Source organism: Labrenzia sp. THAF191a (assembly GCF_009363335.1).
GTDB classification, from domain to species: Bacteria; Pseudomonadota; Alphaproteobacteria; order Rhizobiales; family Stappiaceae; genus Roseibium; species Roseibium algicola.
Map to the genome: position 1 here is coordinate 2211412 of NZ_CP045333.1, position 12542 is coordinate 2223953.

A 12542-nucleotide genomic window follows, 5' to 3' on the forward strand; every position below is an offset into this window, starting at 1 on the left:
GCTAGACCAGGAACGGGTAGCCACCTTCCAGTTTCAGAAGGGCGATCTTTGTTTCCGTACCGCCTGAGCCGGAATATCCGCCAAGGCCGTTCGCCGACAGGATCCGGTGGCAGGGAATGATAATCGGTATCGGGTTGGCTCCGCAGGCCTGACCGATCGGCTGACCGTATGTGTCCAGCTCCCTGGCAAGGTCGCCATAGGTGCGTGTTCCGCCATAGGGGATTGCGAGCATCGCCTTGAACACCGCCTGGTGTAGCTCGCCGCCTTTCGGGGCGAGCGGCAGGTCGAAGGTTTTCAGATCACCCGCGAGATAGGCCTGTACCTGGCGTGCCGCTTCCTTGAGCAACGGTGTTTCTTCTTTGCCAGAGGGCCCGTTCCAGTGTAATTGGGTGATTGCGCCGTCAACTTCCGTAATGGAAAGGCGTCCCAGCCATGTTTCAATTTCTGCAACCGGCATAACCGTCCCCGCTTGTCTTTTAAGGTTAGGTAGTGGGTTGGTGCAATTATCTCAACCGGACCGTTCCTGCCGGGACATGTCCGCTACTCTCTTTTTCATCTGCGGATGATCGTTTGAAAAGGGCCGCCGCCGATGGCGCATGACAGTCAGCACCGTTCGACCGGCAATGCCGCCGCTGCCACGGCGCCGCTCGCCGGGATCGGTCTCATCGTGCTGGCTTGCCTCAGTTTTTCCGTTCTGGATGCAACGGCCAAATACATGTCGGCCAGCCTGCCGACGCTGCAGATCGTCTGGATGCGGTTCGTCAGTCACGTGATCCTGTCGCTGGTCCTGTTCCAGGTCTGGAAGAAACCTTCGCTCCTGAAGACCAACCGGCCGGTCCTGCAGATCGTGCGGTCCTTCTGTCTGCTCGGTACCACCATTTTCAACTTCCTGGCGGTTCGTTACCTGCAGCTGGCCGAAACCATGTCGATCATGTTCGCCGCGCCATTCGTCATCACCGCCCTTGCCGGGCCGCTGCTTGGCGAATGGGCCGGATTACGCCGCTGGATAGCGATCATTGTCGGCTTCATCGGAGTGCTGGTGGTCACCCGGCCAGGACTTGGCGGCATGCACTGGGCGGCGATCTATTCGGTTGCGGCCATGTCCTTTTACGCGGTCTATGCGCTGCTGACCCGCCAGCTCACGGCAACGGACAGCTCTGCCGGAATGCTGATCATTTCAGGTATTGTCGCAGCCATTGCCATGGCGCCTGCTGGTATCTCGGTCTGGGTCACGCCTCCGGACGTGTGGACATGGGTTCTGCTGTTCGCGACCGGCGCTTTTGGTGCGGGCGGGCATTTCCTGTTCATCATGGCGCACAGGATCGCGCCTGCACCGGTGCTGGCGCCCTTCATCTATACGCAGATTGTCTGGATGATCGCGCTTGGCTTCCTGATCTTCGACGACGTGCCCACGTACACGACCATTCTCGGGGCAGCCATCGTTGTCGCGTCAGGCCTCTACATCCTCTACCGGGAACGCGTGAAGGGGATCTGATCAAGGCTGCATCTGCCCGTACGCTGGCCTTAGGCGGTTGACGGGATTGGATAGTTCCCGTCTTAATACCCGCCGGGGTTAAAACAACCGCCGGTCAGGAAGGATCGCCAGCCTTTAAGGGAGGTGTGGGATGGAGCTGAACCGCCGCAGGTTCTTGACAGGGGCAGCAGCCACGGCAGGCGCATTGGCCTTGCCGCAGGTGGCGAACGCCAATGCAGCTGCAAACGCTTATTTCAGTGGCTATCAGGAAGATAGCGGGTTTCAATACAGAAGAACCAACTTCAAGAAGATCGATCCCGTCTGGCATCGGCAGATGGTGAAGTATTTCAGTGACGAGCCACCCGGCACCGTGGTGGTCGATACCAACAATCACTTCCTGTACTGGGTATGGGAAAACAACACCGCGCTTCGTTATGGCGTTGGTGTGGGGCGTGAAGGCTTCCAGTGGTTCGGCCGCGCCAGGATTGACCGCAAGGCCCTGTGGCCGCGGTGGGTGCCGCCACCGGAGATGCTGAAGCGGCAGCCGGATCTGCCGAGAATGGTTGAAGGCGGAGCTGCCAACAATCCACTAGGGCCACGGGCCTTGTATCTCTACCGGGATGGAACCGACCTCGGGTACCGGCTGCACGGCACACTGGAGCCCTGGAGCATCGGCCATGATGTGTCGAGTGGCTGCGTGCGCATGTTCCCGGAAGACATTGTCGACCTTTACCAGCGCTGCCCCAAGGGGACCGGCGTTCTGGTGCTGGAGCATCTTGGAGAAAAAGCGGGCTGAGCCCGTTCATCCGGAGCAATTTGCAATCGACCGGCGGAGCTGCAGTCGAAGAGGCTGAGGGCTGCCGGGCGAGGGGGAAACTTAAAGAGGATTTGGGGGCTTCCTTGGAAAATACATTTGGCCGGATCGGCCGGGGCGCAGTCTTTGCGCTCATGATCGGATTTGGAGTGGCCGGCTGCAACAGCGCCGGTGGATTGTCGTCACCCGACGTGACCAACGCACCAGCTGCCGGGTTCGGAAATATTTCGCCGGGTTCGGAAGAGGAATTCATCATCAATGTCGGACGCCGGGTCTATTTCGACCAGGGCTCGGCTGTGGTCACCGATGAGGCCCGCATCACAATCGAAAATCAGGCCAAGTGGCTGAAGTCGAACAAGAAGTGGCTGGTCAAGATCCAGGGGCACGCCGACGACCCGGGCAGCGAGGCCGCGCAGAAGACATTGTCGACCCAACGTGCGAACGCGGTCATGGCCGAACTGGTCAAGCTGGGGGTCAATCCCAAGCGCATGTGGGTGAAGGGCTATGGCGTGGAGCGTCCGGTGACGGATTGCGACAAGGTCACCTGTCAGTCACAGAACCGCAGGGTTGTCGTCAATCTACGTGAGGAATTCGACGATTCCGCTCCCGCTGGAAGGCGCTGACCTCTGTGAGGGGCTTCGATCCCAAACTTCGGAAAAACAGAAAAACCTGTTTACCCAGAGGGGAGAGGGCTATAACGGTCTCTCCCAACGCCGCTGCGGTTATTGAGAAATAGGAATGTCTGAAGACAACGGTTCCCCTCCCTCCCAGCCGGAATTTCCGCAAAAGCCTGGTAAAAGGCTCACTCTCGGGCACATTGCCGACCAGCTCGGTATTTCCACGGCAACCGTGTCGCTGGCGCTTCGGGACAGTCCGCTTGTTGCCGAGGAAACCAGGGCGAAGGTCAAGCAGACCGCGGAGGAGATCGGCTATATCTACAACCGGTCGGCGGCTTCTCTCAGAACCGCCCGTAGCCAGATTGTGGGCGTTGCCGTTCATGACATCCTGAACCCTTACTTCGCCGAAGTCTTTTCTGCGCTCGAGGACGTTCTGGAAGAGCAGGGGCAGATGATCTTCATCTGCAACCACCGTGACGACGTCAAACGCCAGCGTGCGTTCGTGAACACGCTGTTGCAGCACCGCGCGGACGGATTGATCCTTTGTCCTTCGGTCGGAACCTCGGCCGAAGAGATCAACAGGCTGGTGGACCAGGGGATACCCGTGACGCTGGTGGCGCGCGAGGTTCCGGGGGTCTGGGCACCGTGCGTACGCGGTGACGATCTTGCCGGCACCTATCAGATCACCAAGCACCTGATCAAACAGGGACACAAGGACATCGCCATGGTTGGCGGTCGCCGTGGCAGCTCGACCGGCCGCTATCGCAATGCCGGCTGGCGCAAGGCGCTGGAAGAAGCGGGGATCGATCCCGCAAGCCAGCTTGACCTGCCGGAGCTCATGACCCAGGCCGATGGCCGGGCCGCAGTGCCGAAGATCCTGGAAGCCGAACATCGCCCCACAGCCATCGTCGGCTTCAACGATCTCGTCGCCCTTGGAATGATGACCACGTTCCGGCGAGCGGGGATAGAACCTGGGCCGGACATGGCGATTACCGGTTATGACGATATCGACGGCGCCGATGCGCGCACGCCGGCGCTGACGACGGTGTCAGCCCAGCCGGACAAGATCGGGCGGCTGGCAGCACTGACCCTGCTGCGCCAGATCGCGGGCGACCGCGTGCCCAATACACCCATCGTCATCGAGCCTGACGTGCGGATCCGTGAAAGTTCGCCGCCTCCCGGCGTGCGACTGGCTCCCAAGCTGGCGGACTAGACTAGCCGGCTGGCGGTTGCCGCCTGCTTTTAAGAGGCAGTCAGTTCATCCTGTCGGCCCTCGCCTCGCGCGGGTCTGGAACAATCCAAGCATTTTGAGGCTGCTGCTCCCTGATTCCGGCTCGCGATTCGCCTGACCGGGATGCTTGCGACGTGGCTCGTCATGTTCGGATGCAAAAACGGGCGGCCTGAGCCGCCCGTTCCAGGTGTTCCTGTTGTTTCAGGTCAGCGCGGTTCGTCCGCCAGTCCCTTGAAGATGGCGTAGCAGGCCAGCAACAGCACGATCGTGAAGGGGAACCCGGTCGAGACCGCCATTGCCTGCAGGGCACCCAGGCCCCCGCCAAGCAAAAGCGCGATGGCAACCAGACCTTCGAAGGTGCACCAGAACACGCGCTGCGGCACCGGAGCATCGACCTTGCCGCCTGCCGTGATCGTGTCGATCACCAGCGAGCCGGAGTCCGAGGAGGTGACGAAGAACACGATGACCAGAATGATGGCGATGAACGAGGTGATCGATGCCATCGGCAGATCGGCGAGCATGCCGAAGAGCGACAGTTCGGGGCTGTAGCTCGCAATCACATATTCATGCACCTGGCTGTCGCTGTTGGTCAGGACCTGTTCGATGGCGGTGCCGCCGAACGCGGTCATCCAGATTACCGAGACGATGGTCGGAATGATCAGGACGCAGACGATGAACTCCCGAACAGTGCGGCCACGGCTGACACGTGCAATGAACATGCCGACAAACGGCGACCAGGAGATCCACCAGGCCCAGTAGAACGACGTCCAACCCTGGCGGAAGCTATCGTCCTCGCGGCCGAATGGCATCGACAGCGGCACGATTTCCCTGCCGTAGGCGATAATGTTGGAGAAGAAGTCCGAGATCAGCGTTGCGGTTGGCCCTGCGGCAATCACGAAGACCAGCAAGAGCGCCGCAATCAGCATGTTGATTTCCGACAGCACTTTAACGCCGCCGTCGAGACCACGCAGAACCGAGACCAGTGCAACAGCGGTGATGCCGATGATCAGCACGACCTGTGCCGTGGTGCTGACAGGAATGCCGAAGACGAAATCGAGACCGGCGTTGGCCTGCTGGGCGCCGAAGCCGAGCGAGGTGGCGAGACCGAACAGGGTGGCGAACACGGCCATGATATCGATGACATGGCCCGGCCAGCCCCAGGTGCGCTCACCGAAGATCGGATAGAACACCGAGCGCATGGTCAGCGGCAGCCCCTTGTTGAAGGAGAAGATTGCAAGAGCGAGTGCAACCACTGCGTAGATCGCCCAGGGGTGCAGTCCCCAGTGAAAGATCGTTGCAGCCATGCCCATGGCCTTCGCGGCCGCGACATTTTCCGGAATGAGATTTCCGTCCGCGTCAAAAGGCTTGGGCACGCCGACCGGCTCGGAAAAGGCCATGTGATAGACCGGTTCCAGCACCCCGAAGAACATCAGGCCAATGCCCATGCCCGCGGCGAACAGCATGGCGAACCAGCCGAAATAGGTATAGTCGGGTTCGGCGTCCTTGCCGCCGATGCGGACGTTGCCGAGAGGGGTGACGATCAGCGCCAGGCAGACGAGGACGAAGACGTTGCCGGAGATGATGAAGAACCAGTCGAGGTTTGATGTCAGCCACTTGCGCAGATGATCGAACATCGGGCCGACTTCGGTCTGAAAGGCGAGGGTCAGAAAGACGAAAGCAACGATGGTCAGGCCAGAGACCAGGAAAACCGGATTGTGGATGTCGAGGCTGAAAGGGCCGACAGAGGTTTCGATGTTGTCCTGGCCGATCTCGTATTCGGTGTCGATGAGATTGGCGGCGCCTTCCGGATCCGGAATGCCTTGATTGTCGCTCATGGGAGCGCTCCTTTTGTTCGGGAAACGGGTTATCTCACGAGGAAGACGGATACATCTGCATGGCTCGCGACACGTCCACCGTTCGACGGCCAGAAGTGATCCGGCACGTGCGGGATGTGCGTTGCCATGACAACGAGATCCGCGCCGGTATCGTGAACAGCCTTCAGAATCGCGTTTTCCAGGTCGACAGCCGGATCGTGAGAGAAGACAGCATGACCGGAAGCGGTGATCCCGTGTTTCTGCCCTTCTGCGGCAGCGTAGGCAGCCAGCTTTTCCCGAAACTCGTCCGGCGTGTGGGCCAGGGCGCTTGGTGTGTTTGAAGTTACCGCCGCAAATACCACGGGAATACTATTGGTTTTTGCTATGTAAGCACCCGTTGCGATGGTTTTTTCAAGTTTATCCGCATGACTGAGGTCAATCGGAACTAGTATTTTTGTGAACAAATGTCCCTCCAAGATCTGTTCAGGCAAGAATATACAAGATTCAAGCCGTAGAGGTCCTTGCGCGGAGGGTCCGCTTCAGTATTGCATTCTAGTGTAATGTCGTCTTGTCCCGCTCCGCTACGATTACACTACTGTTGCATATACGGAGGGCGGCGTCAAAAGAACGGCAAGAATACGTCCCGATGCGACATATTGGCGCGTTGGGTTCGAAATAGCGCGAAATTTTGCGCGCGAAGCCGGGAAAACGCTACGGCATCGCGTGTCGAACGTGGATGCGACCAGGTCAGACGGTCTGGGCCGGTCAGAGGGCCGGAGCGTGTTCCGGATACGAACTCTTGTGGGCAACGCATTTGTTGCGGCCCGTCGACTTTGCCTCATAAAGCGCCGTGTCGGCCTTTTGCATGAGGGTTGAAAATTCCAGATCTTCGCGGGCGACGGTGGCAAGGCCCATGCTGCAGGTGACGGTCTGTTTGACGATGTCGAGCTGGCATTCCTCGATAATCTTCACCCGCAGACGTTCACACACCAGCATGGCATCTTCGATTTCGGCGTTGTGCAGGATCATGCAGAACTCTTCGCCACCGACCCGGCCGAAGATGTCGACAGCACGCAGGGCGCTGCTGACGGTATCGGAAAATTTTTTCAAAACTTCGTCGCCGGTGGCATGGCCGTACAGATCGTTGATCTGCTTGAACTTGTCGATGTCCATCATCACAGCCGTGAAGGGGCGCTTGGTGCGGCGGAAGCGTTGCACTTCTGTATTGGCCCGTTCCAAGAAAGCGCGGCGGTTCAGGATCTGGGTCAGGTCGTCGATGCTGGCGACCCGCTCCAGGTTGATCTTGGCGTTCATCAGGGCCTGATGATCGCGCTGGCGGGCGATCTCATGTCCGACCCAGTCCGCGAACTGACGCACGATCTGAAGATCCGACGGGGAAAATGCCCTTTTGCGCACGTCCGGGGCCGTGAAGTTGATTGTCCCATGAACTTCACCATCCACGAGAATCGGGGCGCCGATATACGTCTCCAACTTGAAGATCTCGTGGCAGGGATGCCTGGCGAACTCCGAGCTCGCGGCATTTGAGGTCGCGATCGGCTCTTCGGACTTCAGCGTCAACAGACAATAGGTGTCCTGCAACGGAAACGAAGTGCCCGGAACGAGTTCTCCTTCCGGGCTCTGGGCGTGCGTGATCGTGTAGTGGTCGTCAATCACGTGACTGATAATGCCGAAGGGAACCTCGAAGTGTTCGGTCCCCAGACGCAGGATTTCGGCAATCTTGTCTTCGTGGCCGAGCTCGCGGGTCGAGGTGATGGCGTAAAGCTCGGCCAGCGTACGTTCCGTTTTCTTCCGGTCGGTTATATCGGAAATCAGAACCACGATAGCTTCAACGGCACCGTCATCGCCGAAGCGCGGGTTACAGCTCATCAGGCATTCGCGCAATATGCCGTCGGGAAAATGGAAGCTGACTTCCGATGAAACCTTTTCACCGCTCATCGCTTCCTCGAAGATCGTGCGAACGGTTTCACGTTCCTTCCAGGGTAAGCGGTCACGAAGCCGGGTGCCGATGAGCGTTTCCGGCTTTTCGTTGAACCAGTCACACGCGGTCTTGTTGATGAAGACGCATCTGCCCTCCAGATCGACTTCGGTGACACTGGCAACAATGTTGTCGGCCATGAGCGAAAGGTTCTTGTAGGCGTTTTCGGCCTTGGCCTGGGCGTGTTTGAGTTCCGTGATGTCGAACCGGATGCCGGCGATGCCGCCGGCGCGGGTGCGGGTTTCCGAAATGCGCAGCCAGCGGCCGTCACTGAGGTTTTGCTCCAGGACCGTGCCATCGCCGGCCTGATGCCGATCGAGGCGCTCCGCCAACCATTCGTCGTCCGTCTTGCCGCCCGTCTCGTATTGCTTGCGGTTCAGGCCGAACCGCAGGATGTCCTCGAAACGATTGCCGGGGAACATGGCCGGTGCCGAATGGGCATAGATCTCGCGATAATTGTCGTTGCAGATAACCAGCCGGTCATCCTTGTCGTAGAGTGCGAAGCCTTCCGAAATCGCGTCCAGGGCATCTTCAAGCGTCAAGGCGATGTCGCTCAGTTTGCTTTCCAGCGCCTTTCGTTCCGCCTGATCCCGCGCGATAAACAGAATGCCGGTCAATGAGTGTTCTGTATCGAAGAGCGGTGCGCTGACAACCTCGACGGATACGCTCGACCCGTCTTCGAGCACCAGATCGATTGAATAGGCCTTGCGGTTCCGGTGATCGGTCGGAGTTTGATAAAGTTCGGCCATCTGGGCGAACTGGTTCGGATCGGCGAAGAACCGTTTTGTCGTCGTGCCAACAACCTCTTCGCGGTCCACCTTCAGCAGGTTGGACATGGCCTTGTTCATGAAAATGATGGTGCGTTCGGGGTTGGTCACGAGGACACATTCGTTCAATTCGCCGAACGTCTGTTCAAGATCCAAAGTGATGTTCTTGGTCATTTCCGTCCCCGTTGTCCGACCTTTTTGCGGGCCGCGATGCCATTCAAGACAATAAAAGTTTAATAAAAGGGATACGTAACGGAAGACTCCTTGAAGAAAATACGCATGTTAACCTTGGAAAGGTCTGGCGATCAGTATTTATGCCAAGTTTTCAGTTCTTGCGGTTTTCGTTCAGGAATTTTTCTATCCGTCCCAGCGCATCGCGTATGTTGTCCGTGGAATTCGCGTAAGACAATCTGATGTAGCCTTCGCCCAATACACCGAAGTCGGGGCCGCCGATGGTCGCAACGCCGGTCTCTTCCAAAAGGGCGGATGCAAGTGCCTTGGCCTTCCAGCCGGTCTGCTTGATATTCGGAAAGGCGTAAAAGGCGCCAAGCGGAACGCGGCAGGAAATACCTTCGATGGCGTTCAGGCCGTCAACGGTCACCTTGCGCCGACCGTCGAATTCCCGAACCATGTCCGCCACTGCGGTTTGCGGTCCGGTAAGCGCTGCAAGAGCGCCGAACTGGGCGGGGGCGTTGACACAGGACCACGCGTTGACCGCGAGCTTGCGCGCCTTGTCGATCAGGCCTTCGGGCCAGAGGGAGAAACCCATCCGCCAGCCGGTCATGGCATAGGTCTTCGACCAGCCGTCGAGCAGGATGAGCCTGTCGCGCAGCGACGGGAACCCCAACAGGGAGACGTGTTCCATGCCGTCATAGGTCATCTGCGAATAGATTTCGTCGGACATGACGGCTACATCAGGGAAGCGTTCCAGCCCGGCGACGAGCTTTTCTATTTCGGCACGCGGGGTGACCCCGCCGGTGGGGTTGGCCGGCGAGTTCAGGATCAGAAGCCGGGTCTTGTCGGTGATCAGCGACAGCGTCTCTTCGGCAGAAAAGGCAAAGTCGTTTTCCTCGCGGATCGGAACCGGCACGGGCCGGGCGCCCGTGAACTCGATCATCGAGCGGTAGATCGGGAAGCCCGGATCGGGATAGAGAATTTCACTTCCCGGTTCGCCGAACATCAAGATAGCCATGAACATGGTGACCTTGCCACCGGGAACGATCAGAACGTTGCCGGGGTCGGTCTCCACCGCGTGACGTTTCAGAAGGTCGGCGGAGACTGCTTCGCGTAACGGGGCAATGCCGGTTGCGGGCGTGTAACCGTGCTGACCGTCGCGCAGGGCCTTGATGGCCGCTTCAACGATGTGATCCGGCGTTTTGAAGTCCGGCTGACCAATGCCCAGGTTGATGATGTCGCGGCCTTGTGCGGCAAGTTCCGTTGCCCGCGCCAGCACGGCGAATGCGTTTTCCTCGCCAATCCGGTCAAATCCGCCAATCGTGTGCAGCATTTTGGTCTCCATGCCTTTGCGCGCTTCCTCGAGCCGACGTTAATGCGGCGGACAAGGATTTGAAAAGGCTGAAGAACGGTCAAAGCGTTCGGGCGAGTGTCCACAGGTATGGCGGGAAAAGGGAAATTTCCGTACCGCCCTCCCAATACGGCGGTGAAATGCTTATATTCGCGCCCAAGCGGCCCGCCGATCGGCGGGCGACCCTTTATCTTCTGCCAGGAAAGCGCGCAATGACTGCGACCCAGGACAGCCAGGCACAGATCCCCGTTACCGTGTTGACGGGGTATCTGGGTGCCGGCAAGACCACACTTCTCAACCGGATCCTGACCGAAAACCACGGTCAGCGTTATGCGGTTATCGTCAACGAGTTCGGCGAAGTCGGCATCGATAACGATCTGCTCGTGGAATCCGACGAAGAAATCTTCGAAATGAACAACGGCTGCATCTGCTGCACCGTGCGCGGTGACCTGATCCGCACTGTGCAGAACCTGATGAAGCGCAAGAATGCCTTTGACGCGATCATCGTCGAGACCACCGGTGTTGCCGATCCGGCTCCGGTCGCACAGACCTTCTTCATGGACGACGATGTGCGTGCTGCCGCGAAACTCGATGCGGTCGTGGCCGTTGTCGATGCCCGCCACGTGCTGCAGCGTCTGGAAGACACCGAAGAGGCCGAAGACCAGATCGCCTTTGCCGATGTCATCCTGATCAACAAGACCGATCTCGTCTCGGGCGAAGAGCTTGCCACCGTCGAGGCGCGTATCCGTTCGATCAATCCGTATGCCGTGCTCCACCGGAGCGAGCGTTGCGGTATCGAGATTGCCAAGGTGCTGGATCGGGGTGCGTTCGATCTCGACAGGATCCTGTCGCTCGATCCGCATTTCCTTGAGCATGGTCATCATGCCGACGAATGCGGTCCGGACTGCGACCATGACCACCATCATCACGGCCACGATCATCATCATGACCATGGGCACGATCATGGACATGGGCATCACCATCATCATCACGATGAAGATCCCCATTCGGTGAAGAGCATTTCCCTGAAGGCAGGCGACCTTGATCCCAACATGTTCTTTCCCTGGATCAACCAGGTCACGCAGGTTCAAGGCCCAAACATTCTGCGCCTGAAGGGCATCATTGCCTTCAAGGGGGATCCGCAGCGCTATGTCATCCAGGGGGTGCACATGATCGTTGAAGGCGATCATCAGCGCGACTGGAAAGAGGATGAACCGCGAGAAAGCCGCCTGGTCTTCATCGGCCGCGATCTCAACTGGGATGTCCTGAGAGACAGTTTCCAGGCCTGCGCCGCGCAATAAGGAAGAAGAGACTTGCCGACAGTTGCTCCCGTGGAGGTGGACGGCTTCGTCGTCCGCGCCGGCTATCTGAAAGACACGGCCTTTTTTGCATCCGGAGAAGGCGACATCGTCCTGTCCGGACAGGGTGAAACGAAACTGAAGCCGCACAAGGCCGGGCTTCTGGCTGCCGAACCGACAATCGACGGCAAGGGGCTGATCACATCGGGTGACGACGGCTGCATCTTCCTGAGTGCGGCGGACGGGTCGAGCGAATGCGTCGCCGAACGGCCGCGCAAGTGGATCGACCTGATCGCTGCCGGGCCGTCCGGTGCGCTTGCCTTTGCCAGTGGCCGCACCGCCTGGGTGCGGTTCGCGGACGGGCGCGAAAAGGAATTTGCGCATGAACGGGCGGTCGGCGGTCTTGCCTTCGCGCCCAAGGGCATGCGGCTGGCGGTCGGGCGCTACGATGGCGCGACACTCTGGTGGGCCGGCACGGACGGCGCACCGGTCGAGCTCAGCTGGAATGGCGCGCATCTGGGCGTGAGCTTTTCGCCCGACGGCAAGTATGTTGTTACCGCCATGCAGGAAAACGCGTTGCACGGCTGGCGCCTGTCGGACAGCCAGGACATGCGCATGACCGGCTACCCGGCCAAGGTCAAATCGTTCAGCTGGTCGGTCAAGGGGCGATATCTGGCGACCTCCGGTGCCAATGCCGCGATCCTCTGGCCGTTCTTCGGCAAAACCGGGCCGATGGGGCAGACACCGCTGCAGTTGGGCACAAGGGGTGACAACCTGGTCAGCGCCGTTGCCTGCCACCCGAAGGAGGATGTCGTTGCTGTCGGCTATCAGGACGGCATGATCCTGATGTGCCGGTTCGAGGACAATGCCGAGGTGCTGTTGCGGCGCCCGGGCCTGGGGCCGGTCTCTACAATGGCCTGGGATGCCGATGGAGTCCGGCTGGTCTTCGGAACGGAAACCGCGGAAGCCGGGATCATCAGTCTGCAGGACTGACGGGCCGTAACCT

Annotated in this window: 11 protein-coding genes; 6 read left to right on the forward strand and 5 right to left on the reverse strand. The window is 59.3% G+C overall.

Annotated elements, in window-relative coordinates; translation table 11 throughout:
• Position 1 precedes the first annotated feature (1 nt).
• On the reverse strand, positions 2–457 hold the full coding sequence (locus FIV05_RS10225) for a methylated-DNA--[protein]-cysteine S-methyltransferase (RefSeq protein ID WP_023003661.1): 456 nt from the start codon (positions 455–457) through the stop codon (positions 2–4).
• Positions 458–589: 132 nt separating this feature from the next.
• Here FIV05_RS10225 and FIV05_RS10230 point away from each other — a divergent pair, with 132 nt between their 5' ends.
• The 4 genes from FIV05_RS10230 to FIV05_RS10245 all read left to right on the forward strand — a co-directional run bounded on the left by FIV05_RS10230 (position 590) and on the right by FIV05_RS10245 (position 4118).
• Positions 590–1495, forward strand: a complete 906-nt coding sequence (locus FIV05_RS10230; RefSeq protein ID WP_152509489.1) for a DMT family transporter — start codon at positions 590–592, stop codon at positions 1493–1495.
• Between the two features lie 130 nt (positions 1496–1625).
• Complete coding sequence (locus tag FIV05_RS10235; RefSeq protein WP_152509490.1) at positions 1626–2270, forward strand: L,D-transpeptidase; 645 nt, start codon at positions 1626–1628, stop codon at positions 2268–2270.
• Positions 2271–2374: 104 nt separating this feature from the next.
• The gene (locus FIV05_RS10240; protein ID WP_286202282.1) at positions 2375–2911 is read left to right on the forward strand and encodes an OmpA family protein; all 537 of its coding nucleotides are present in this window, start codon (positions 2375–2377) and stop codon (positions 2909–2911) included.
• 115 nt (positions 2912–3026) lie between these two features.
• Complete coding sequence (locus FIV05_RS10245) at positions 3027–4118, forward strand: LacI family DNA-binding transcriptional regulator (RefSeq protein WP_055661151.1); 1092 nt, start codon at positions 3027–3029, stop codon at positions 4116–4118.
• A gap of 224 nt (positions 4119–4342) precedes the next feature.
• On the opposite strand, the gene FIV05_RS10250 is transcribed toward FIV05_RS10245, so the two are convergent.
• From FIV05_RS10250 to FIV05_RS10265, 4 genes are all read right to left on the reverse strand, one after another.
• Positions 4343–5971, reverse strand: coding sequence for a BCCT family transporter (locus FIV05_RS10250; RefSeq protein ID WP_152509491.1), 1629 nt, complete (start codon positions 5969–5971; stop codon positions 4343–4345).
• Between the two features lie 29 nt (positions 5972–6000).
• Positions 6001–6441: a universal stress protein gene (locus tag FIV05_RS10255; RefSeq protein ID WP_209009927.1), complete on the reverse strand. Its 441-nt coding sequence runs from the start codon at positions 6439–6441 to the stop codon at positions 6001–6003.
• Positions 6442–6715: 274 nt separating this feature from the next.
• A complete protein-coding gene (locus FIV05_RS10260; protein WP_152509492.1) occupies positions 6716–8887 on the reverse strand; it encodes a diguanylate cyclase in 2172 nt (723 codons plus the stop codon).
• 151 nt (positions 8888–9038) lie between these two features.
• Complete coding sequence (locus FIV05_RS10265; RefSeq protein ID WP_152509493.1) at positions 9039–10220, reverse strand: pyridoxal phosphate-dependent aminotransferase; 1182 nt, start codon at positions 10218–10220, stop codon at positions 9039–9041.
• Positions 10221–10450: 230 nt separating this feature from the next.
• Here FIV05_RS10265 and FIV05_RS10270 point away from each other — a divergent pair, with 230 nt between their 5' ends.
• The gene (locus tag FIV05_RS10270) at positions 10451–11539 is read left to right on the forward strand and encodes a GTP-binding protein (RefSeq protein WP_031270558.1); all 1089 of its coding nucleotides are present in this window, start codon (positions 10451–10453) and stop codon (positions 11537–11539) included.
• Positions 11540–11551: 12 nt separating this feature from the next.
• Positions 11552–12529 (forward strand): WD40 repeat domain-containing protein, encoded by a 978-nt coding sequence (locus tag FIV05_RS10275; protein WP_152509494.1) that lies wholly within the window; start codon positions 11552–11554, stop codon positions 12527–12529.
• Positions 12530–12542 lie beyond the last annotated feature (13 nt).